At 65.4% G+C, this 20,420-nt stretch carries 23 protein-coding genes and 1 tRNA gene; 17 read left to right on the top strand and 7 right to left on the bottom strand.

Features of this window, described 5'->3' with window-relative positions:
* Positions 1 to 2 precede the first annotated feature (2 nt).
* Genes DH08_RS19975 through DH08_RS19965 form a run of 3 tightly spaced genes read left to right on the top strand, consistent with a single transcriptional unit; the run spans position 3 to position 2,151 of the window.
* Positions 3 to 635, top strand: coding sequence for a precorrin-8X methylmutase (locus DH08_RS19975; protein ID WP_192180952.1), 633 nt, complete (start codon positions 3 to 5; stop codon positions 633 to 635).
* Complete coding sequence (locus DH08_RS19970) at positions 632 to 1,390, top strand: precorrin-2 C(20)-methyltransferase (RefSeq protein ID WP_192180951.1); 759 nt, start codon at positions 632 to 634, stop codon at positions 1,388 to 1,390. Before DH08_RS19975 ends, DH08_RS19970 begins: the two co-directional genes overlap by 4 nt.
* Positions 1,387 to 2,151 carry a precorrin-3B C(17)-methyltransferase gene (locus DH08_RS19965; RefSeq protein ID WP_192180950.1) on the top strand — a complete coding sequence of 255 codons (765 nt, stop codon included), beginning with the start codon at positions 1,387 to 1,389 and terminating at the stop codon, positions 2,149 to 2,151. Before DH08_RS19970 ends, DH08_RS19965 begins: the two co-directional genes overlap by 4 nt.
* Here DH08_RS19965 and DH08_RS19960 read toward each other — a convergent pair.
* A complete protein-coding gene (locus tag DH08_RS19960; RefSeq protein ID WP_192180949.1) occupies positions 2,115 to 2,882 on the bottom strand; it encodes a cobalt-precorrin-6A reductase in 768 nt (255 codons plus the stop codon). The genes DH08_RS19965 and DH08_RS19960 overlap by 37 nt on opposite strands.
* A 1-nt stretch (position 2,883) precedes the next feature.
* On the opposite strand from DH08_RS19960, the gene cbiE reads away from it, so the two are divergent.
* From cbiE to cobT, 7 genes are read left to right on the top strand one after another with little or no spacing between them, the layout of a single operon-like run.
* Positions 2,884 to 4,125: a precorrin-6y C5,15-methyltransferase (decarboxylating) subunit CbiE gene (gene cbiE, locus DH08_RS19955; RefSeq protein WP_192180948.1), complete on the top strand. Its 1,242-nt coding sequence runs from the start codon at positions 2,884 to 2,886 to the stop codon at positions 4,123 to 4,125.
* A complete protein-coding gene (locus tag DH08_RS19950) occupies positions 4,122 to 4,508 on the top strand; it encodes a cobalamin biosynthesis protein (RefSeq protein ID WP_192181051.1) in 387 nt (128 codons plus the stop codon). Before cbiE ends, DH08_RS19950 begins: the two co-directional genes overlap by 4 nt.
* The gene (gene cobM / locus DH08_RS19945) at positions 4,505 to 5,269 is read left to right on the top strand and encodes a precorrin-4 C(11)-methyltransferase (RefSeq protein ID WP_192180947.1); all 765 of its coding nucleotides are present in this window, start codon (positions 4,505 to 4,507) and stop codon (positions 5,267 to 5,269) included. Before DH08_RS19950 ends, cobM begins: the two co-directional genes overlap by 4 nt.
* On the top strand, positions 5,266 to 6,084 hold the full coding sequence (gene cobA / locus DH08_RS19940) for a uroporphyrinogen-III C-methyltransferase (RefSeq protein ID WP_192180946.1): 819 nt from the start codon (positions 5,266 to 5,268) through the stop codon (positions 6,082 to 6,084). The genes cobM and cobA overlap by 4 nt, the downstream gene beginning before the upstream one ends.
* Positions 6,081 to 7,391, top strand: a complete 1,311-nt coding sequence (locus DH08_RS19935) for a cobyrinic acid a,c-diamide synthase CobB (protein WP_192180945.1) — start codon at positions 6,081 to 6,083, stop codon at positions 7,389 to 7,391. The genes cobA and DH08_RS19935 overlap by 4 nt, the downstream gene beginning before the upstream one ends.
* Positions 7,392 to 7,394: 3 nt before the next feature.
* Positions 7,395 to 8,171, top strand: a complete 777-nt coding sequence (locus tag DH08_RS19930; RefSeq protein ID WP_192180944.1) for an adenosylcobinamide-GDP ribazoletransferase — start codon at positions 7,395 to 7,397, stop codon at positions 8,169 to 8,171.
* Positions 8,172 to 8,195: 24 nt separating this feature from the next.
* Positions 8,196 to 9,206, top strand: coding sequence for a nicotinate-nucleotide--dimethylbenzimidazole phosphoribosyltransferase (gene cobT, locus DH08_RS19925; RefSeq protein WP_192180943.1), 1,011 nt, complete (start codon positions 8,196 to 8,198; stop codon positions 9,204 to 9,206).
* Between the two features lie 440 nt (positions 9,207 to 9,646).
* Here the strand turns inward: cobT and DH08_RS19920 are convergent.
* Both DH08_RS19920 and DH08_RS19915 read right to left on the bottom strand, forming a co-directional pair.
* A tRNA-Lys gene (locus tag DH08_RS19920) sits at positions 9,647 to 9,722 on the bottom strand.
* 103 nt (positions 9,723 to 9,825) lie between these two features.
* Positions 9,826 to 10,737 carry a PhzF family phenazine biosynthesis protein gene (locus DH08_RS19915; RefSeq protein ID WP_192180942.1) on the bottom strand — a complete coding sequence of 304 codons (912 nt, stop codon included), beginning with the start codon at positions 10,735 to 10,737 and terminating at the stop codon, positions 9,826 to 9,828.
* 101 nt (positions 10,738 to 10,838) lie between these two features.
* On the opposite strand from DH08_RS19915, the gene DH08_RS19910 reads away from it, so the two are divergent.
* The 4 genes from DH08_RS19910 to DH08_RS19895 all read left to right on the top strand — a co-directional run bounded on the left by DH08_RS19910 (position 10,839) and on the right by DH08_RS19895 (position 14,437).
* Positions 10,839 to 12,131, top strand: coding sequence for an efflux RND transporter periplasmic adaptor subunit (locus DH08_RS19910; RefSeq protein ID WP_192180941.1), 1,293 nt, complete (start codon positions 10,839 to 10,841; stop codon positions 12,129 to 12,131).
* Between the two features lie 4 nt (positions 12,132 to 12,135).
* Positions 12,136 to 12,840, top strand: coding sequence for an ATP-binding cassette domain-containing protein (locus tag DH08_RS19905; protein WP_192180940.1), 705 nt, complete (start codon positions 12,136 to 12,138; stop codon positions 12,838 to 12,840).
* Positions 12,841 to 12,843: 3 nt separating this feature from the next.
* Positions 12,844 to 14,061 (top strand): ABC transporter permease, encoded by a 1,218-nt coding sequence (locus DH08_RS19900; RefSeq protein WP_192180939.1) that lies wholly within the window; start codon positions 12,844 to 12,846, stop codon positions 14,059 to 14,061.
* A gap of 133 nt (positions 14,062 to 14,194) precedes the next feature.
* Positions 14,195 to 14,437, top strand: coding sequence for a hypothetical protein (locus DH08_RS19895; protein WP_192180938.1), 243 nt, complete (start codon positions 14,195 to 14,197; stop codon positions 14,435 to 14,437).
* Positions 14,438 to 14,473: 36 nt separating this feature from the next.
* On the opposite strand, the gene DH08_RS19890 is transcribed toward DH08_RS19895, so the two are convergent.
* Positions 14,474 to 14,950, bottom strand: a complete 477-nt coding sequence (locus DH08_RS19890) for an Lrp/AsnC family transcriptional regulator (RefSeq protein ID WP_192181050.1) — start codon at positions 14,948 to 14,950, stop codon at positions 14,474 to 14,476.
* 148 nt (positions 14,951 to 15,098) lie between these two features.
* On the opposite strand from DH08_RS19890, the gene DH08_RS19885 reads away from it, so the two are divergent.
* On the top strand, positions 15,099 to 16,220 hold the full coding sequence (locus tag DH08_RS19885) for a 1-aminocyclopropane-1-carboxylate deaminase (protein WP_192180937.1): 1,122 nt from the start codon (positions 15,099 to 15,101) through the stop codon (positions 16,218 to 16,220).
* A gap of 20 nt (positions 16,221 to 16,240) precedes the next feature.
* Here the strand turns inward: DH08_RS19885 and DH08_RS19880 are convergent, their stop codons facing one another.
* Positions 16,241 to 16,987, bottom strand: a complete 747-nt coding sequence (locus tag DH08_RS19880) for a hypothetical protein (RefSeq protein ID WP_192180936.1) — start codon at positions 16,985 to 16,987, stop codon at positions 16,241 to 16,243.
* A gap of 2 nt (positions 16,988 to 16,989) precedes the next feature.
* Entirely contained in the window at positions 16,990 to 18,102 is a 1,113-nt protein-coding gene (locus tag DH08_RS19875) for an endonuclease/exonuclease/phosphatase family protein (protein ID WP_192180935.1), read from the bottom strand.
* 177 nt (positions 18,103 to 18,279) lie between these two features.
* Here DH08_RS19875 and DH08_RS19870 point away from each other — a divergent pair, with 177 nt between their 5' ends.
* Entirely contained in the window at positions 18,280 to 18,828 is a 549-nt protein-coding gene (locus DH08_RS19870; RefSeq protein ID WP_192180934.1) for a BA14K family protein, read from the top strand.
* Positions 18,829 to 18,999: 171 nt separating this feature from the next.
* On the top strand, positions 19,000 to 19,284 hold the full coding sequence (locus DH08_RS19865; RefSeq protein WP_192180933.1) for a PilZ domain-containing protein: 285 nt from the start codon (positions 19,000 to 19,002) through the stop codon (positions 19,282 to 19,284).
* A 97-nt stretch (positions 19,285 to 19,381) separates the two neighbouring features.
* Here the strand turns inward: DH08_RS19865 and ilvC are convergent, their stop codons facing one another.
* On the bottom strand, positions 19,382 to 20,401 hold the full coding sequence (ilvC, locus tag DH08_RS19860) for a ketol-acid reductoisomerase (RefSeq protein ID WP_006204991.1): 1,020 nt from the start codon (positions 20,399 to 20,401) through the stop codon (positions 19,382 to 19,384).
* Between the last annotated feature and the right edge of the window lie 19 nt (positions 20,402 to 20,420).

Below are 20,420 nucleotides of genomic sequence, written 5' to 3'. Positions count from 1 at the left end.
GCATGGCCGCCTACGACTATATCCATGACGGCACGGCGATCTACGAGCGCTCCTTTGCCATCATCCGCGCTGAAGCCGACCTGTCGCGCTTCTCGGAGGCAGAGGCCGATGTCGCCATCCGCATGATCCATGCCTGCGGCCAGGTCGAGGCCGCTCAGCATTTTGTCTTTTCCAGCGATTTCGTCGCCGCCGCGCGCGCCGCACTTTCGGCCGCCGCGCCGATCTTCTGCGATGCCGAGATGGTCTCGCATGGCGTCACCCGCGCCCGGCTGCCGGCCGGCAACGAGGTGATCTGCACTTTGCGCGACCCGCGCACCGCCGAAATCGCCAAGGCGATCGCCAACACCCGCTCGGCCGCCGCCATCGATCTCTGGGGCGAGCGCATGGCTGGATCCGTCGTCGCCATCGGCAATGCGCCGACTGCGCTCTTCTACCTGCTGGAAAAGCTGCGCGACGGCGCGCCGAAGCCGGCCGCCATCATCGGCATGCCGGTCGGCTTCGTCGGTGCTGCCGAATCGAAGGACGCGCTAGCCGAGAACTCCTATGGCGTGCCTTACGCCATCGTACGCGGCAGGCTCGGCGGCAGCGCCATGACCGCCGCCGCGCTCAACGCTTTGGCGAGGCCAGGCCTGTGAACGCAACTGCAAAAGGCCGTCTGGTCGGCGTCGGCACCGGTCCCGGCGACCCCGAATTGTTGACGCTGAAGGCAGCACGGGCATTGGCTGAAGCCGATGTCGTCGCCTACTTCGCCAAGCGCGGCAACAACAGCAATGCGCGCGCCATCGTCGAGGCGCAATTCCGGCCGGGAATGGTTGAACTGCCGCTGCTCTATCCCGTCACGACCGAGATCGACAAGGACCACGACGACTACCGCTCGCAGATCACCGAATTCTACGAGCAATCGGCCGAGGCGGTCGCCGCGCACCTCGATGCCGGCAGGATGGTGGCAGTGCTTTCCGAGGGCGATCCGCTCTTCTACGGCTCTTACATGCATCTGCATGTCCGGCTGGCGCATCGCTTCCCGACCGAGGTCATCCCCGGCATCACCGCCATGTCCGGCTGCTGGTCGGCGACAGGTCTGCCGATCGTCCAGGGCGACGACGTTCTGACCGTGCTGCCGGGCACGATGAGCGAGTTCGAGCTGACGCGACGCCTCGCCGACACCGATGCCGCCGTGATCATGAAGGTCGGCCGCAACCTGCCCAAAATCAGGCGGGCGCTGCAGGCAACGGGCAAGCTGACGAAAGCCGTCTATGTCGAGCGCGGCACCATGCCGGGCAGCGTCTCGATGCGGCTGGCCGACAAGCAGGACGACAAGGCGCCCTACTTCGCCATCGTGCTGGTGGCCGGTTGGTCGGCCCGGCCCGGCGCGGCGGGAGCCAAGCCATGAGCGGCCGCCTCACCGTCATCGGCCTTGGGCCAGGCAATGCCGACCAGGTCACGCCCGAAGCGAGCCGCGCCGTGGCGGAAGCCAAATTCTTCTACGGCTACAAGCCCTATCTCGACCGGCTCGAGCTGCGCCCGGACCAGACCCGCGTCGCCTCCGACAATCGCGAAGAGCTCGCCCGCTCCAGGGATGCTTTGATCAAGGCCGCCGAAGGCCATGACGTCGCCGTCGTTTCCGGCGGCGATCCCGGCGTTTTCGCCATGGCGGCGGCTGTCTGCGAGGCGATCGAGGCCGGCCCTGCCGAATGGCGCGCTGTCGACGTCGCCGTCGTGCCCGGCATCACCGCCATGCTCGCGGTTGCCGCCCGTATCGGCGCGCCGCTCGGCCATGATTTCTGTGCCATCTCGCTGTCCGACAATCTGAAGCCATGGGAGCTGATCGAACTGCGTTTGCTGGCCGCTGCCGGCGCCGGCTTCGTCATCGCGCTCTACAACCCGATCAGCAAGGCGCGCCCATGGCAGCTCGGCCGCGCCTTCGAATGCCTCGCCGCCATCCTGCCCGGCACGACGCCGGTCATCTTCGGACGCGCCGCCGGCCGGCCCGACGAGCGCATCGAGATTTTTCTGCTGGCGGATGTCGACGCACAAAAGGCCGACATGGCGACCTGCATCATCATCGGCTCTCCGGAAACCAGGATCATCCGCCGCGGCGAGCGGCCATCGCTGGTCTACACGCCGCGCTCGGCGACGGGTTCGAGAAAATGATCGACCATGTCGGCGAGCGCTTCGACGGTTTCAGCCGAGGGAACGTCCGGCAGCGCCGGCCTGCGCACCATGATCACCTCGATGCCGAGCGCTCGTGCCGCGGCGATCTTGCCGTAGGTCGCCTCGCCGCCGCTGTTCTTGGACACGATAACGTCGATGCCGTGCTCGACAAGCAGCGCGCGTTCGTCGGCTTCCCGAAACGGCCCGCGCGCCAGCAGATAGGTTGCGTCGGGCACCGCCGGCCTCGGCTCGACCGGATCGACGCTGCGGATCAGGTAGCTATGTTGAAGTGCTGCCTCGAAGGCGCCGACCTCTTGCCGGCCAAGCGCCAGGAAGGTCCTGCGCGACGCGGCTCCCAGGGCCTGCACCGCGTCGGCGACCGTATCGACCAGCGTCCAACGGTCACCCTCGACAGGCTCCCAGCCGGGACGCCTGAGCGCCATTATCGGCACGCCGGCTCGCCGCGCCGCTTGCGCCGCATTGGCGGAGATGCGCGCCGCATAGGGATGCGTAGCGTCGATCAGCAGATCCGTGCCGGCTTCCTTGAGATACGCCGCCAGCCCTTGCACGCCGCCAAACCCTCCGGTGCGGACGGGCACGCCTTGCGCCACAGGGCTCTCGGTGCGGCCGGCCAGCGACAGCGTGACCGAGAGATCGGCGCGCGCTACGAGCTTTCCAGCCAGTTGCCGGGCTTCGGTGGTTCCGCCGAGGATCAGAATACGGTGGGTCATCATGCCTGCTGAGGGTCCGCGCGGCGCCAAGCTCAACTCAAGATGGCTCACAATCGTCGGCATCGGCGAGGACGGTTTAGCGGGTCTCGGCGATGAGGCCAAGCGGCGGATCGCAGGGGCCGAATTCGTCTTCGGCGGCAAGCGCCACCTTGCGCTGGTGACGCCGCTCGTCAAGGGCGAAGCTCGGCCTTGGCCAACGCCCTTCGACCCGGACATGCGCGACGTGCTGGCACTCGCCGGCAAAAAAATCTGCGTGCTGGCCTCCGGCGACCCGTTCTTCCACGGCGTCGGCGCCACCCTCGCCCGCAAGGTGAGGACGCAGGACATGCATGTCATTCCCGCGCCCTCATCCATCTCGCTGGCCGCATCCCGCCTTGGCTGGGCCTTGCAGGATATCGAGACCATTTCCCTGCATGGCCACTCGATCGACCTGATCCGGCCGCTGCTGCACCCTGGCACCCGCATCCTCGCGCTGACCTCCGACGCCGAGGCGCCGGCCGCCATCGCACGGCTGCTGACCGAACTCGATTTCGGCAAATCGAAGCTGACCGTTCTGGAGGCGCTGGGTGGCAGAAACGAGCAAGTCCGCGAGGCGCGCGCGAATACTTTCGAACTGCAAACCATCAACCCGCTCAACATGCTGGCGATCGAAGTTGACTCAACTCCGGATGCCCGAATCCTGCCGCTGACATCGGGCCTTGGCGACCATCTGTTCGACCATGACGGCCAGATCACCAAGCGCGAGATACGCGCCATCACCTTGTCGGCGCTGGCACCGAGGCGCGGCGAACTGCTGTGGGATATCGGCGCCGGTTCCGGCTCGATCGGCATCGAATGGATGTTGGCCCACCCCTCGATGCGCGCCATCGCGATCGAGGCCGATTCGGTCCGCGCCGCCCGCATTCATCGCAACGCTGCTGCCTGCGGCGTACCCGGTCTTGTCGTCGTCGAAGGTTCGGCTCCGAAGGCGTTAGCCAAGCTGGGCACACCCGATGCCATCTTCATAGGTGGCGGTGGCAGCGATACCGGCGTGCTCAGCGCAGCCATCAAGGCGCTTCGCGCCGGTGGCCGCCTGGTGGCCAATGCCGTGACGCTGGAGATGGAGGCCTTGCTCCTCGCCCAGCACACCAGGCACGGCGGCGATCTGACCCGCATCGCCATATCCCGGGCCTCCCCGGTCGGCGCGATGCAAGCCTGGCGGCCGGCCATGCCGGTCACCCAATGGAACTGGGTGAAGCCATGATGGTCGCGGGCATCGGCAGCCGCAAGGGCGTCAATGCAAGCGAGGTGCTTGCGGCGATAGAAACCGCGCTGGAAGCACATGGATTGGCGATGACGGCGCTGTCCGCCTTGGCGACCGCCTCTCTCAAGCGGGACGAACCGGCAATCTTCTCCGCTGGGCGCGAACTTGCCCTTCCGGTGATCGTTGTCGCGGACGATGCGCTCGATGCTGCATCCTCCCGCACGCTCAGCCGCTCCGAAGTCTCGCAGGCGCATGCCGGCACGCCGTCGGTTTCGGAAGCATCGGCCCTCGCCGCCGCCGGCAAGGGCGCAAAACTGCTCGGGCCGCGCACCGTTCTCGGTCCGGTCACCTGCGCCATCGCCATCAGCGGAGATGCGCCATGACCGTCCACTTCATCGGCGCCGGCCCCGGAGCTGCCGACCTCATCACCTTGCGCGGCGCAAGGCTGCTGGCCAGTTGCCCGGTCTGTCTCCATGCCGGATCGATCGTCGCCCCGGAATTGCTGCAGCACTGCGCGCCCGGGACAAAGATAATCGACACCGCGCCGATGTCGCTCGACGAGATCGAGGCCGAATATCTGGCCGCTCACAAAGCCGGCCACGATGTCGCCCGCCTGCATTCCGGCGACCTCTCGGTATGGAGCGCGGTGGCCGAACAGATCCGGCGGCTGGAGAAGCATGGCATCCCCTACACGCTGACGCCGGGCGTGCCCTCCTTCGCCGCCGCCGCGGCAGCGCTGCGGCGCGAACTCACCATTCCCGAAATCGCGCAAAGCCTGGTGCTGACCCGGGTCTCCGGCCGCGCCTCGAAAATGCCACCGGGTGAGACGCTGGCCGGCTTCGGCCGCACCGGTGCCACGCTCGCCATCCATCTCGCCATCCATGCCATCGACCGCGTCGTCGCCGAGCTGACGCCGCTCTATGGCGCCGACTGCCCGGTGGCGGTCGTCTTCCGCGCCTCCTGGCCGGACGAGCGCGTCATGACCGGCACGCTGGCGACCATCGAAATGCTGCTCGCCGCCGATCCGATGGAGCGCACGGCGATCATTTTTGTCGGCAGTTCACTGGCGGCACAGGATTTCGGCGAGAGTTCACTTTACGACGCCCACTACCAGCGGCGTTTTCGCGGACGGGACGGATTGTGAGCGGCAGCGCCAGGCATAAGAGCGGAAACGCAACGGTCGAGCAGGCGCTCGCGCGGCTGAATTTCAAGCCGCGTGAGCTGGAGCCCGGACACGTCTGGCTGGCCGGTGCCGGCCCCGGCGATCCCGGCTGCCTGACGCTGGAGGTGCTGGCCGCACTCGGACAATGCGACGCGCTTGTCTATGATGCGCTGGTCTCGCCCGATGTCGTTGCTGTCGCCGAGGGCGCTGAGCTGTTTTATGCCGGCAAGCGCGGTGGCCAGCCGTCGATGAAACAGGACGACATCACCGCCTTGCTGGTGCGGCTGGCGCGCGAGGGACGCCGCGTCGTCAGGCTGAAGGGCGGCGATCCCTATATTTTCGGTCGTGGCGGCGAGGAGGCGTTGGCGCTGGCGCGCGAAAACATCCCGTTCCGCGTCCTGACCGGCTTGACGTCGGGCCTTAGCGCACTCGCTGCGGCCGGCATCCCGGCCACCATGCGCGGCATCAACAAGGCGGTGATCCTGGCGACCGGCCACGCCGCCGGTACGGAAGACGACCTCGACTGGGCGGCAATCGCCCGCACCGGCCAGCCCGTGGTCGTTTATATGGGCATGGCCAATCTGCCCGTCATCGCCGCTTCGCTGCTCGATGGCGGCCTGGCACCGTCGACACCGGCGGCGGTGATCGTGTCCGCGACGACGCCGCAGGAGCGCATCGTCGTCGCCACGCTCTCCACCATCGCTGAAGAGGCGGCCGCAGCCGGTTTGACCGCGCCGGCGCTGATCGTCGTCGGCGGCATCGTCGCCATGCGCGCGGCACTGGCGGGCGAGCCATGACCCGCGCCATCATCATCGGCGCGCCGCGCTCGGGCTCCGGCAAGACCAGCGTCACCATCGGCATCCTGCGCGCGCTGGCCCGGCGCGGCGTCAAGGTGCGCGGCGCCAAATCCGGTCCCGACTATATCGACCCCGGTTTCCACACTGCCGCCACCGGCTTGTCCGGCGTCAATCTGGACAGCTGGGCGATGTCGCCCGCCTTGCTCAACGCGCTCGCCGGCAACGCAACCGAGGATGCCGACTTCATCTTCCTGGAAAGCGCCATGGGCCTGTTCGACGGCATTCCCGCGCCGGCCGGGCGCTCCGGCTCGGCAGCCGATCTCGCGCGACTCTACGGCCTGCCCGTGCTGCTGGTGCTCGACGTGTCCGGACAGTCGACGACGGCCGCTGCGGTGGCCAAAGGCTTTGCCACCTATGACCCCGATGTGCGCATGGCCGGCGTGGTGCTCAACCGTCTCGGCAGCGAACGCCACCGCCGCCTCTGCGGCGATGCGATCGAGGCGCTCGGCCTGCCCGTCGTCGGCGCCATCCTGCGCGATCCCACGCTCAACCTGCCCGAACGCCATCTCGGCCTCGTCCAGGCCGGCGAATACGAGAACCTGATGGCGCATCTCGACCTTTTGGCCGACATGGTCGAGCGCTCGCTCGATCTCGACGCCATCATGGCGCTGGCAACGCCCTTCCAGCCGGCGCCCGGCGGCTTCGGCGATGCCTTGCAACCGCCCGGCCAGCGCATCGCGTTGGCGGAGGATGCCGCCTTTACCTTCCTCTATCCGCATGTCGCCGCCTACTGGCGCAAGGCCGGCGCCGAGATCGCCCCCTTCTCGCCGCTCGCCGACGAGGCACCCGACGCCAGCTGCGATGTCTGCTGGTTGCCGGGCGGCTATCCCGAGCTACATGCCGGCCGCCTTGCCGATGCCCGGAATTTCCGAGCCGGCATGGCAAGCTTCGCTGCAACGAAGCCGGTGCACGGTGAGTGCGGCGGCTTCATGGTGCTGGGCGAAGCGCTGGAGGACGCGGCGGGCGAGACTCACAAAATGCTTGGCCTGCTCGGCCACTCCACCAGCTTCGCCAAGCGCAAGATGAACCTCGGCTATCGTGAGGCGCGGCTGCGCGCCGATTGTCCGCTGGGCAGCCAGGGCACGCTGGTCCGCGGGCATGAGTTCCACTATGCGCAGATGATCGCGACCGGCAATGACGAGCCACTCGCCGACCTCGCCGACGGCCAAGGCAATCCGCTCGGTGCCTCCGGCTACCGGCGTGGCCATGTCAGCGGCACCTTCTTCCATGCCATTGCGAGGAGCTAGGGCATGAAGCTCCGGAATTTGACCCTTTCGCCCCGGCAGATCCTCGACGACATCGCGCTTTGCCTGGTCTTCTTCACAAGACTGCCGCTGCCCGTCTTCGACTTTCGCGGCCGCAGCCTCGCCGCCGCGATCTGGGCCGCACCGGTCGCCGGCCTTGCCGTCGGCCTGATCGGCGCGGTCGTCTACGCCACGGCGGAACGGTTTGGCCTTGCCATGGGTCCGGCGGCGGCCCTTGCCCTTGCGGCGACCTTGCTCACCACCGGCTGCCTGCACGAGGATGGGTTGTCCGATGTCGCCGATGGCTTTGGCGGCGGCAAGACGCGCAGCCTGAAACTGGAGATCATGCGCGACAGCCGCATCGGCGCCTACGGCGCATCGGCGCTGGCTCTTTCGCTGCTGATCCGCTGGAGCGCGCTTTCGCAACTCGTCGACCCCACACAGGCGCTCTTCGCCCTCATTGCCGCGCACGCCGCCTCACGCGGCTTGCTGGGCGCCTTCATGCATCTCTTGCCCTCGGCGCGGTCCGACGGACTCTCGGCCGGCGCCGGCACCGTTTCGGTCGAAACAGCCATGGCCGGCGCCGTGCTCGGCGCGGTTCCGCTGCTCCTGCTCGGGCTCGGAGGCGCCATTGTCGCGGTCATCCTGTTTGGCCTGCTGTTTGCCGCGTTCCGCGCCCTTTGCCTCAACCAGATCGATGGCCAGACCGGCGATACGGTCGGCGCCCTGCAGCAGCTGGGCGAGATCACGATCCTGCTCGTCGCTTCCGTTTCCCTATCCTGACTCTTCCCCGGAGACTTTGCCCCCATGCCCTTCAAATCGCTTGATGAACTGCGCGCCGCTTGCCTCGACCTGCCTGCCGGCAGCGACACGGCGGCGACAGCCGTCGCCCGCCGCCAGGACACGCTGACCAAACCGCAAGGCAGCCTTGGCCGTCTCGAGACCATCGCCGCCTGGCTGGCCCGCTGGCAAGGCCGCGACATGCCGAAGCTCGATCGTGTCAAAGTTTTCGTCTTCGCCGGCAACCACGGCGTCACCGCGCAGGGTGTGTCGGCTTTCCCGTCCGAGGTCACCGTGCAGATGGTGGCGAACTTCGCCCGCGGCGGCGCCGCCATCAACCAGCTTGCCCGCATCGCCGGCGCCGAACTCGACGTCATTCCCCTCGATCTCGACCATCCGACTGGCGACTTCACGCAAGCCGCGGCGATGGACGAGACGGCATTCCTCGCCGCCGTCTCGGCCGGCTACGATGCGGTGACGAACGATATCGACCTCGTCTGCTTCGGCGAAATGGGCATCGGCAACACCACGCCGGCGGCAGCGATTTCGGCGGCACTTTTCGGTGGTGGCGCGGAGAAATGGACAGGACGCGGCACCGGCGTCGACGATGCCGGCCTGAAGCGTAAGGTCACGGCAATCGAAGCCGGCCTGAAGCGCCATGCCGATGCATTGTCGGACCCGCTGAAGATCGCTGCCGCCCTTGGCGGGCGCGAACTCGCCGCCATCTTCGGTGCCACGCTCGCCGCCCGCCGCAATAACGTGCCGGTGCTGCTCGACGGCTTTGTCTGCAGTGCCGCGGCAGCACCCTTGGCAAGGCTGCATCTCACCGGCCTCGCCCACACCATCGCCGCCCATGTCTCGGCCGAATCCGGCCACCGTCTTCTATTGGAGGCGCTCGGCCTGCCGCCGCTACTCGATCTCGGCATGCGGCTTGGCGAAGGCTCGGGCGCCTGCCTGGCGGTCAACATCGTCCGCTCGGCGCTCGAATGCCACGCCCGCATGGCAAGCTTTGCGGAAGCCGGCGTATCGGAAAAGTAAACCCGGTCTGCTGGTGCATCTGAAGACAGCGAGCGTGGCCGCTCTACTCGCGACCACGCTTTCGCAGAACGAACAGGTCCGGTGGACAGCGGATCACGAGCCAAGAACAGCGTTAACTGTTCGTTAGCTACGCTGTCCTAATTTGAGACATCCGACGGCAGATCATCGTCGGGTAGAGGTCGCGCTAGTTTTTCGGACCCAGCCAAGCCCCGCCAAGGCTAGCGCGGCCACTACTTTTAAAGCAAATTTTCCCGTATGCAACTCATACGTGCGATTAACCTTACTGCATAACCTTAAAGTTAGCGACCGCAGCTTGCGGCTATCAAGCTGCGTATTTGTACGCGGCAAACGCGGCCTTTGAACAAGAACGCTCAGCTTGACGCGAACCGCCTCGCGTCCCCATCGTTCCAGGGTCTTTTCCACCAAGTCTTTGAAAAATTTGGTGGGTGCGCACAGGATTGAACTGTGGACCCGCTGATTAAGAGTCAGCTGCTCTACCAACTGAGCTACGCACCCACTCGGCCGGAAAACCGGCGTCGGCGGGCATATAGCCGCCGATCTCGGGGATGTCCAGCCCCGCCGGAATCATTTCCCGACAAATCGACCAGGCCGCTTGCGATCAAACGAAAAGCTTGCCTTCCGCCACCCTGATGGCATGGCCGCCGATGCGGGCGGACGCCAGTTTTCCGCTTTCGACATTGAGTTCGAGGCGAATGCGCGACGGCCGGCCCATCTCCAGCCCCTGCTCGATCCAGAGCTGCGAAATGCCGTCCGTCGGGCCGTCGAAATGCATGATGGCGCCGGCGAAGGCGGCCGCGGCGGAACCGGTCGCGGGGTCTTCATAGGACGGGCTGCCGGGCACGATCATGCGGACATGGAAGGCGCTTTCGTGGTTCACCGTCTCGCGGCAGTAGACATAGGGGCTGGCGAACGCCCAGTCGCTCTTGCGCGGCGCCAGTTCCGACCACGCCTGGTTGTCCAGCTTTATCCGGGCGGCTGCCTCCAGATTGGCGACGGGGATGGTCACGTAAGGCACGCCCGCCGACCAGAACGAGACGCGATGATTCTCGAAGCCGATCTCGTGCGGCCCGAGGCCAAGTGCTGCCCCGATCGCCTCCGGTTCGGCCGACAGTTCCAGCCGCTCCGGCAGCTTGGCCAGGTCGAACTCGGCGAAGGTGGCGCCATCGTGCTTGCTGACGGCGCAGCGCACCGGACCGATGTTCTCCTCCAGCACGAAGATGCCGGCGGCCTCGCCATCGCCGGCCCGTTCGGCAAGCGCGATTGCCGAGCCGACGGTCGGGTGGCCGGCGAACGGCATTTCGTAGTCGGGCGTGAAGATGCGGATGCGGGCACGATGCTTGGGATTGTCGGCCGGCAGCACGAAAACCGTCTCCGACAGGTTGAATTCGCGCGCGATGGCCTGCATCGCGGCCGTGTCCAGTCCTTTGCCATCCAGCACGACAGCCAGCGGGTTGCCGGCCAGCCGCTCGGTCGTAAACACATCGTAAAGCAAGTAGTTCCGGGTTTGCATTCTTGCCTCAATCCAAACATGGGCGAAATTTAATTTGAAATTTGAACCACAAAGCCTGATCTGTGCACAGATAGGGACATTGCGCATTATAGGGGTCCGGCTTGGACCAGCTTGTCAATCCGCCAAAGGCGGAATCGGATTCCGCCATCGAGACGGCGCTTGGGCTTGATCGAGGCGGTCTGCGGAAGACACGTCGCCGCGGCTGGCTCTACGCACTGCTGGCACTGATCGCTGTTGCCGCCGGCGTCGGAGGCTACCAATGGTATGCCGGCGCACCCGCCAAGATCGACTATACGACCGTGCCGGCCGCCATTGCCGACCTCACCGTCGCGGTCTCGGCCACCGGCACGCTGCAGCCCCTCACCCAGGTCGATATTTCCAGCGAATTGTCCGGAGTCGTCCGTTCGGTCTCGGTCAACGAGAACCAGCAGGTGAAGAAGGGAGACGTGCTGGCGGCGCTCGACACCGCCAAGCTGGAGGTGCAGATCGAGCGTGCCCAGGCGTCCGCCAAGGCAGCGGCGGCGAGCCTCGAGGACGCCACGGTAACGTTGAAGGAGAACGAAAGCGCACTCACCCGCGCGGCAGCGCTGACCAAGCGCGGCATGGCGACGGACCAGTCGCTCGAAGCGGCCACCGCGACGCGTGACCGCTCCAAGGCGGCGCTCGACAGCGCCGAAGCCAATCTTGCCATCGCCAATGCCGACCTCAAGGCGCAGCAGACGGATCTGGCCAAGAGCACCATCTATGCCCCCATTGACGGCATCGTTCTGACGCGCTCGGTCGATCCCGGCCAGACCGTCGCCTCCTCGCTGCAAGCGCCGGTGCTGTTCATCATCGCGGCCGATCTTAGAAACATGGAGTTGAAGGCGGCTGTCGACGAGGCCGACATCGGCGCGGTCAAGACCGGCCAGCATGCGCGCTTCACCGTCGACGCCTTCCCTGAGCGGCCCTTCGACGCCGAGATCCGCGACATTTCCTATGCTTCCGTCACCACCGATGGCGTCGTCACCTATGACGCGCGCCTCGAGGTCGACAACAACGAGCTTCTGCTCAGGCCGGGCATGACCGCCACCGTTTCGGTCGTCACCAAACAGGCCAAGGGCGTGCTTACCGTGCCGTCCACCGCCTTCCGCTACCGGCCGGCGCAAGCCGCCGCCCGCAGCTGGAGCCTGAGGGATCTGTTCACCGGCCGCATGGGCCGCCCCGGCGGCAACCGCCAGCGCCAGGCCACGACGACCCCGACCGACGGCTCGCGCACGCTCTACGTGCTGGAAAACGGCCGGCCGCGTGCCGTCAATGTCAAGATCGGTTCCACCGACGGCGAACTGACCGAAATCATTTCGGGCCTGGATGAAGGCGCTGAGGTCATCACCGGCTCGCAGCTGCGGAGCTGACGCCGTGTCTGGCCCCGTCTTCATCAGCTTCGACAAGGTCTTGAAAACCTATGGCCAGGGCGAGGCGCGGGTGCATGCGCTGGCCGGCGTCGATCTCGCCATCCGCAAGGGCGAGTTCGTCGCCATCATGGGCCCGTCCGGTTCGGGCAAATCGACGGCGATGAACATCATCGGCTGCCTCGACACACCGACGGCGGGTACCTACAGTTTCGAAGGCATTGACGCCGGGCGGCTCGACCGCAACCGCCGCGCCCTGCTGCGCAACCTCTATGTCGGCTTCGTCTTCCAGGGCTACAACCTGTTGCCGCGCACCACGGCGGCGGAAAATGTCGAGCTGCCGCTGATCTATCGCGGCGTCGCCAGAAGCGAGCGCCGCGCGCTTGCCATGCAGGCGCTGGCGGAGGTCGGCCTTGTCGGCCGCGAGCATCATACGCCGGCCGAACTCTCCGGCGGCCAGCAGCAGCGCGTGGCGATCGCGCGCGCCATCGTCACGCGGCCGACGCTGCTCGTCGCCGACGAGCCGACCGGCAATCTCGACACCGCCCGCACGCATGAGATCATGGAATTGTTGACGCGGCTGAACGCCGAGCTTGGCCTGACCATCGCCATGGTCACGCACGAAGCCGACGTCGCAGCCTATGCCGAGCGCACCATTCGCTTCCTCGACGGCCACGTCGCGTCGGACTCGGCGAAGCTGGAAGTGGCCTGACCGATGATCTGGGAAACCGTCCGCCTTTCGCTGATCTCCATCCGCCGCAACGTGCTGCGCTCGTTCCTGACCTTGCTCGGCATCGTCATCGGCGTCGCCGCGGTCATCGCCATGCTGACCATCGGCTCCGGCACCACCGAGAAGGTCAAGGCCGACATCTCCAAGCTCGGCAGTAATTTGCTCGTCGTGCGCTCCGGCCGCCCGGCCGGTCCCGGCGGACCAGGCGGCCTCGACCAGGTGGTCCGTCCGCTGGCAGAAAAGGACCTCGCCGCACTGGTCGCGCATCTCAGCGGCGCCCGCGCCATCTCGCCCGCCTCGCAAAAACAGGTGCGCGTCATCTTCGGCACCGAGAGCCTGACCTCAGGCGTCACCGGCACCGACAGCGCCTATCTCGACGCCCGCGACTGGAAGCTGGTTTCCGGCCGTCCGTTCAGCGATTCCGAGACCCGCTCGGGCGCCGGCGTCTGCCTGATCGGGGAGACGGTGCGCCAGCAATTCTTCGGCGCCGGCGATCCCGAGGGCGAGATCATCCGCGTCAACCGAACGTCCTGCAAGATCATCGGCCTGCTCGAGCCCAAGGGCTATACCGGCTTCGGCCAGGACCAGGACAATGTCGTGCTGATGCCGCTTGCCGCCTATCAGCGCCGCATCGCCGGCAACCGGGATATCGATTCGATCTACATCGCCGCCGACGACCGGACGCCGACCACCGAGTTGCAGCCGCGCGTCGAGGACATCTTGCGCGACACGCGCCGCATCACGCCGGACCGCGATGACGATTTCTCGATCCGCGACATGACCCAGATCGCCGACGCCATGGCCAGCGCCACCACGACGATGACCGGCATGCTGGGCGCCGTCGCCGGCGTCAGCCTGCTGGTCGGCGGCATCGGCATCATGAACATCATGCTGGTCTCTGTCACCGAGCGCACGCGCGAGATCGGCATCCGGCTCGCCATCGGCGCGCATGAAAAGCACATCCTTATCCAGTTCCTGGTCGAGGCGACGGTGCTGTCGCTGCTCGGCGGCATCATCGGCATCCTCATCGGCCTGGCACTGGCCGGCATCGCCTCGGTGGCGCTGACCATCCCGTTTGCGCCGAGCCCGGCGGTCATCCTGCTCGCGGTCGGCTTTTCGGCGTTGATCGGCATGGTGTTCGGCTTCTTCCCGGCGCTGCGCGGCGCCAGACTCGATCCCATCGACGCGCTGCGGCACGAATAGAGCAGCCGCGCCGGAAACCTGTCCGCCGCCCCGATCCGACTATGCACAGGCTTTGACTTTTCCGCCCCGCGCCCCACTGTCGCCGCTCGGTTTGCGATGGTAGTGCAATTCACCCTTGGGTGGAGGAATGCACATGAGCAAGAAGGCGCGGCTGATCCTGGTGCTGGTGATCATCGAGGCGGCCCTTGCGGGCCTCTGGTGGTACCTCGCCCGCTACGGCATGGCCAATCCCGATCGCGTCACCGCCGAGTTCCAGCAGGTGGTCGGCCAGACCATGGGAACGGCAATGGGCGCGCTGCTCGGTCTCGGCGTCATCCTGTTCTTCGTCGCCGCCCACAACGACCGCAAGGCGGCGCAGGGCAAGGGGCAGGGCTGACCGTCAGCCAACATGGAAACAGGGACCAGCGGCCTGTCAAAACGGCAGTCGCGCGTTCTCTTTGACCTCCTTCATGACAAAGAAAGTCCGGGTCTGCCGAACGCCTGGCAGCGCGATCAGCTTCTGCCCGTGGAGCTTGTTGAAATCCGCCATATCGCGAACTCTTATCTTCAACAGATAGTCGAAGTCGCCGGCCACGAGATTGCAATCCAGGACTTCCTTGAGCTTGTGCACGGCCTCTTCGAAAGCAGCGAAGCTTTCAGGTGTCGAGCGATCGAGCACCACGCCGACCATCACCAGCGCGCCAAGCCCTACCGCAGCGGGCGCGATCTCCGCCCTGACCCCGGTGATGTAGCCCTCTTCAAACAGGCGTTGCGTGCGCCGATGGCAGGTGGCGGCGCTGACATTCACGCGGGCCGCCAGGTCGGCATTGGTCAGCCGTCCCTCGGCCTGAAGGGCGCGCAGGATCCTGACGTCGATGCGATCGAGAGTTTCAGTGGAAGATTCTTCCATTTCTTGGCGCTCAAGTGGACGATCAGGCCAATCATACTGCAATAGTGTGGGATGTGTGTAAATTTCATAAGCAAGTTCGAGAACACCTTTCGCAGGAGTCGGCCTATGATCAACCCATAGAAAATGACCACGGCGGAGACTGATATCGATGTCACTTCTCGCAAAGTTTGAACGTTATCCGCTGACCTTCGGCCCGACGCCTATCGAGCTTCTGCCGCGGCTGAGCGCGGCGTTAGGCGGGAAAGTACAGGTTTACGCAAAGCGTGATGATTGCAATTCCGGGCTCGCCATGGGCGGGAACAAGCTGCGAAAGCTCGAATACATCGTGCCGGACGCTCTTCGCACCGGCGCCGACACGCTGGTGTCGATTGGCGGCGTTCAGTCGAACCACACGCGGATGGTCGCCGCGACAGCAGCCAAGATCGGCATGAAGTGCGTGGTGATCCAGGAGAAATGGGTGCCCCACTATGATGCGGTCTACGACCGGGTCGGAAACATCCTGCTGACGCGCCTGATGGGCGCGGACAGCCGGCTCGTCGACGACGGCTTCGACATCGGCATCCGCAAGAGCTGGGAGGACGCGATCCAGTCGGTGAAGGACGCCGGCGGCAAGCCCTATCCGATCCCGGCCGGCGCCTCCGTGCACAAGTTCGGCGGGCTGGGCTATGTCGGCTTCGCCGAGGAGGTGGCCAGCCAGGAAGCCGAACTTGGCTTCACTTTCGACTATATCATCGTGTGCGTTGTCACCGGGTCGACGCAGGCCGGCATGATCGTTGGCTTCGCCGCGCAAGACCGCGCCGACCGGGTGATCGGTATCGACGCCTCGGGGACGCTCGACCAGACCCGCGCCCAGATCCGCCACATCGTCGACGACACCGCCGCGCTCGTCGGGCTCGGCCGCGCCATCCGCGACGACGAAATCGTCATCAACCCCGACTATGCCTATCCCGCCTATGGTGTTCCGTCGGACGCCACGAACGACGCGATCCGGCTGGCGGCCCGCACCGAGGCCATGATCACTGATCCGGTGTACGAGGGAAAGTCGATGCAGGGCCTGATCGATCTGACCAGGAAAGGCTTCTTCCCCGAGGGTGCAAGAATTCTCTACGCGCATCTCGGTGGCGCGCCGGCCATCAATGGCTACAGCTATTACTACAAGGACGATGGCGCAGGCCTTGCGAACCGTCCGAAACCGGCTGCTGTCCCTGTGGGCGAACCTCGCATTGGGGAAAGCACGAGACACGACGCCCTACCGCCGCTCTTTCCGTAATCCGGCTTCCGTTCAGGCGGTCAACGAAACGACGGGGCGCCGCTCGGGTCTTGGCCGCTGCCCGCGAAGTGCCACTCGATGAGCGGCTTCATGTACCCCATCAGTCCTTCCGGCAGGTCGGAAGCATGGCGGATGATCACCGGGCCTTCGATTTCCGGCTCCGTCTCGGTGGCAACGAAAACCGAGATGCGCCGTGCGATCTCGTCGCCTGGCTCGGCAACCCTATAATGGCGGAAGATCACCGTGCCGCTTGGTGTCGATAGCGCATAATAACGCTTGCCGCGTTGTGCGCCCGACAGATCGATCCCGGTCTCTTCGCTCACCTCGCGCATCATGTTGAAGTCGACGTCGACAAGCCCGTCACGGAAATCGATGGGTTCGAACGAACCGGCAGCGAAATAGACGCGGCCGGCATTGACCGTGTGCGGACCCATGCGGATCGCCACCAGCGCATTGTCGGCGGCGACCAGCATGGCATGGGCATAGGCATGCTCGGCACCCGAATTTTCGCGCCGCTTACGCCAGAGCATGAACGTGGAGTAGTTGACCGCATGGCAGCGGCCAACCAGGCGTCGGTCGCGATAGGCAAGTGCGGAGAGCAGCACCACCGTGCCATCGAAAAGCGCGGGATTGGCCTCTATCTCGCGCTGCCAGTTCTCGGCGATCGCCCGTTCGTTGTCGCGCGCAAAGGGATGCGGGCCGGGGTCGAGCCGAACGTCGACGGCGTCGACCGGCAGGATGACGTTGCGCGGCAGGTCGAAGCTCACGTTCAGGCCATGTCCAGCGTGATCGCCACCGGGCAGTGGTCGGACGCCTTCGGCCGGTCCCAGCCGGCGCGCGGGAAGCGGTCGACCTCCTGGCCGGCCGGAAAGATGGTGCGCCAGGGCTGGCCGTTGCGGATGATGTCGGGAACGGCCGTCGCGTTCTTCGCCGCCAGCCCCTTCGACAACAGGATGTAGTCGAGCTGGCACAGATGCCGCTCCTGTGGCCCGCGCGTGTGGTAGAAACTCCAGCGATCCATCTCCGGTCGCCGCTCGACCACGTTTTCGCAAAAGCCGCCGGCGGTCAAAACGTTGATGCAGGACTGGCTCTCGTCGATCACCTGGAAGCGGAAGCCATCGAAACTGTCGCCCTCGATCTTCACCCGCTGCCGGTAATCGTTCATGTCGCCGCAGATCGCCCAGCGCTTGTCGGCGGCATGAACCTTGCCGAAACGCTCCTCGATGATGCGGCGCACCGCTTGCGCCTCGGCGATGCGGATCGGCATCGTCGCCTCGCGTCCATCGAGCCCGTTGCGCGGCGAGCCCATCGACTTGAAATGCACGAGATAGAGCGTCAGCGGCACGCCGCCCACCGTTAGGTCGATCTCCAGGCAGTCGCGCCGGAAGATGCGCTCATTGGCATCGTTTCCGAGTGCCGCCAGTTCCGGCGTGTGCAGCCCGAACTGCTCGTAAGTGACATAGGCGTGGCTGGTCATGCGCACGAACTCGATCGGCTGGCCCTGCGCGGTCTCGTTGCGCATCATGACGGCGACATCGATGCCGCGTGAATCATTGCCGGCCGTGGTGTATTTCTGCCGGTAGCCTTCCCCGACCATCTTGAACAAATAGCCGTATTCGAAGGCCTTCAGCGCCTCGATATTGTCGACCTCCTGCATGCAGATGATGTCGGCGCGGGTGGCGGCGATCGCCAGCGCCGTCAGCTGGCGCGTGTCGTCGGACTGGGCGATGGCGCGGGCCTGCTCGAGCATCCTGTATTCGGCCTCGCTCTTGATATCGAAGAGCGCCAGCGTGCGATCCTCGTTGAGCTGGTTGCGATAGCCGGAGAAATCGAACCTGTTCATCAGGTTCTCGACATTGAAGGTAGCGAGGCGCAGCGACATGGCCGTGACCTTTGCCCGCAAGCGGGTACGAAGACAAGAGCCGGATCTCTGCCCGCCATGGTTGATCGCCATGGTTGACGGAACCTTTCCGTTCATCCTCCGTTCAGACGGAAAGGTCCATCAATAGGCTTCTTGCCGGGTAATCTGGGCGTGGGGCCTTGTTCTTCGGAGAGTGCCATGAAACCGCTCTTTTTGTCTTCTGTCAGATCCGGTCTGATGACCTTGGGTCTTGTCGCGGGCCTGACGGCTCCGTCGCTGGCCGGCCCGATCCTGCAACCCGATCTTTCGATCCCGGTCAGTTCCGCGGCGTCCGGGATCACACCCGTGCGCGACGAATGGGCTGGCGGCAACAACCGGCAGTTCAATCAGGAATGGCGTTGGCGCAACCGTGGCGGCAATTTCCGCGAGCGTCGTTTTTCCCGCAACTGGGACAACGGCGACAACTGGCGCTGGAGACGTCACCATCACCGCCGTCATTACCATGGCGGTGACGCCCTTCTGGGACTGGGCCTCGGCCTGGGTCTGGGCAGCCTGGCCTACGGCAACTATTACAATCCCTACTATTATAATTCCTATCCGCGCTATTACCAGCCGCGCCGCATATACCGCTCGTCCAATGCCCATGTCCAATGGTGCTACGATCGCTACCGCTCTTACCGGGCGTGGGACAATACGTTCCAGCCTTACAATGGTCCCCGCCAGCAGTGCTGGTCGCCCTATAGCTGAGCGGCAGATACAGGAATGCCCGGCGGCGTCGCACGATGCGGCGCCGCTTTGCTTTCGGCGACCGGTTCCGACAAAGCCGATCGACGCTAACGCTCTGTTTATCAGGCCGGTTTATCGACTGGTCTGATCCGAGCGCTCCCCGAGCGACGATCGCCCCTGGGATTCCGCACGATGGCCGAGGACGAAACCAGAGACAGGCACCGGCAGCGCGTGCTCAAGGGCGCGTCGATCCTGACCGGGATCACCAACTCCGAAGTCAAATGCACGCTGCGCAACATGCATGCGGGCGGCGCCGAACTCAAAGTCCCGATCGGCGCGCGCGTGCCGGACGAGTTCCTGCTTTATGTGCCGGCCGACGGCATCGGCTACAAGGCCGTGGTCCGCTGGCGCCGCGAGGACCGCATCGGCGTCGAGTTCACCGGCACCGAGCCGAAGCCGCATTGGCACTACGGCTGAACGCCGGCCCTCGGCAAACCAGCTCTCCACCGCTTGAGCGGAAAGAAAAAGCCGGCGGATCGCTCCGCCGGCTTTCGCAGCAACCATAAGTAGCGAATTAGTTCTTGGCCTTGTCGACCAGCTTGTTCTTGGAAATCCACGGCATCATCGCACGCAGCTTGGCGCCGACTTCCTCGATCTGGTGGCTGTCATTGTTGCGGCGGATGCCCTTGAAGCGCGACAGGCCGGCGCGGTATTCCTGCATCCATTCCGAGGTGAATTTTCCGGTCTGGATGTCCTTCAGCACGCGCTTCATCTCGGCCTTGGTCTCGGCGGTGATGATGCGCGGACCCGAAACATATTCGCCCCATTCGGCGGTGTTCGAGATCGAGTAGTTCATGTTGGCGATGCCGCCCTCATAGATCAGGTCGACGATCAGCTTGACCTCGTGCAGGCACTCGAAATAGGCCATTTCCGGCGCGTAGCCGGCTTCCACCAGCGTCTCGAAGCCGGCGCGGATCAGTTCGACTAGGCCGCCGCACAGCACCACCTGCTCGCCGAACAGATCGGTCTCGCATTCCTCGCGGAAATTGGTCTCGATGATGCCCGAACGGCCGCCACCAACGCCACAGGCGTAGGACAGCGCCAGATCGAGCGCGTTGCCCGAAGCGTCCTGGTTGACGGCGACCAGGCACGGCACGCCGCCGCCCTTCTGGTATTCGCCGCGCACCGTGTGGCCCGGGCCCTTCGGCGCGATCATGACGACGTCGACCGACGCCTTCGGCTCAATCAGGCCGAAATGCACGTTGAGGCCGTGCGCGAAGGCGATTGCGGCACCGTCGCGGATGTTCGGCGCGATCTCGTTCTTGTAGATGTCGGCCTGCAATTCGTCGGGCGTCGCCATCATCATCAGGTCGGCCCATTTGGCGGCTTCCGCCACGCTCATCACCTTGAGACCGTCGGCCTCGACCTTGCTGGCGGTCGCCGAGCCGGCCTTCAGGCCGATGGCGATGTCCTTGGCACCGGAATCCTTGAGATTGAGCGCGTGCGCCCTGCCCTGGCTGCCATAGCCGATGATGGCGACCTTCTTGCCCTTGATCAGGTTGAGATCGGCATCGCGATCGTAATAGACACGCATTTTCGTCTTCCTTCCCGTT

The sequence above is a fragment of the Mesorhizobium amorphae genome, from assembly GCF_014843845.1.
GTDB classification, from domain to species: domain Bacteria; phylum Pseudomonadota; class Alphaproteobacteria; order Rhizobiales; family Rhizobiaceae; genus Mesorhizobium; species Mesorhizobium amorphae_A.
Note: the sequence above shows the minus strand (reverse complement) of the source record. Positions and strands in the feature narration are given on the sequence as shown.

Excerpts from the sequence above, each read along its gene's own strand:
- DH08_RS19870 (WP_192180934.1), top strand. The coding sequence starts at position 18,280 with ATGAAACCGCTCTTTTTGTCTTCTGTCAGATCCGGTCTGATGACCTTG.
- DH08_RS19960 (WP_192180949.1), bottom strand. The coding sequence starts at position 2,882 with ATGACCCACCGTATTCTGATCCTCGGCGGAACCACCGAAGCCCGGCAA.
- DH08_RS19890 (WP_192181050.1), bottom strand. The coding sequence starts at position 14,950 with ATGGAAGAATCTTCCACTGAAACTCTCGATCGCATCGACGTCAGGATC.
- DH08_RS19975 (WP_192180952.1), top strand. The coding sequence starts at position 3 with ATGGCCGCCTACGACTATATCCATGACGGCACGGCGATCTACGAGCGC.
- DH08_RS19865 (WP_192180933.1), top strand. The coding sequence starts at position 19,000 with ATGGCCGAGGACGAAACCAGAGACAGGCACCGGCAGCGCGTGCTCAAG.
- DH08_RS19935 (WP_192180945.1), top strand. The coding sequence starts at position 6,081 with ATGACCCGCGCCATCATCATCGGCGCGCCGCGCTCGGGCTCCGGCAAG.
- DH08_RS19915 (WP_192180942.1), bottom strand. The coding sequence starts at position 10,737 with ATGCAAACCCGGAACTACTTGCTTTACGATGTGTTTACGACCGAGCGG.
- DH08_RS19930 (WP_192180944.1), top strand. The coding sequence starts at position 7,395 with ATGAAGCTCCGGAATTTGACCCTTTCGCCCCGGCAGATCCTCGACGAC.
- DH08_RS19950 (WP_192181051.1), top strand. The coding sequence starts at position 4,122 with ATGATGGTCGCGGGCATCGGCAGCCGCAAGGGCGTCAATGCAAGCGAG.
- cbiE (WP_192180948.1), top strand. The coding sequence starts at position 2,884 with ATGCCTGCTGAGGGTCCGCGCGGCGCCAAGCTCAACTCAAGATGGCTC.
- DH08_RS19895 (WP_192180938.1), top strand. The coding sequence starts at position 14,195 with ATGAGCAAGAAGGCGCGGCTGATCCTGGTGCTGGTGATCATCGAGGCG.
- DH08_RS19885 (WP_192180937.1), top strand. The coding sequence starts at position 15,099 with ATGTCACTTCTCGCAAAGTTTGAACGTTATCCGCTGACCTTCGGCCCG.
- ilvC (WP_006204991.1), bottom strand. The coding sequence starts at position 20,401 with ATGCGTGTCTATTACGATCGCGATGCCGATCTCAACCTGATCAAGGGC.
- DH08_RS19965 (WP_192180950.1), top strand. The coding sequence starts at position 1,387 with ATGAGCGGCCGCCTCACCGTCATCGGCCTTGGGCCAGGCAATGCCGAC.
- DH08_RS19875 (WP_192180935.1), bottom strand. The coding sequence starts at position 18,102 with ATGTCGCTGCGCCTCGCTACCTTCAATGTCGAGAACCTGATGAACAGG.
- DH08_RS19900 (WP_192180939.1), top strand. The coding sequence starts at position 12,844 with ATGATCTGGGAAACCGTCCGCCTTTCGCTGATCTCCATCCGCCGCAAC.
- cobT (WP_192180943.1), top strand. The coding sequence starts at position 8,196 with ATGCCCTTCAAATCGCTTGATGAACTGCGCGCCGCTTGCCTCGACCTG.
- cobM (WP_192180947.1), top strand. The coding sequence starts at position 4,505 with ATGACCGTCCACTTCATCGGCGCCGGCCCCGGAGCTGCCGACCTCATC.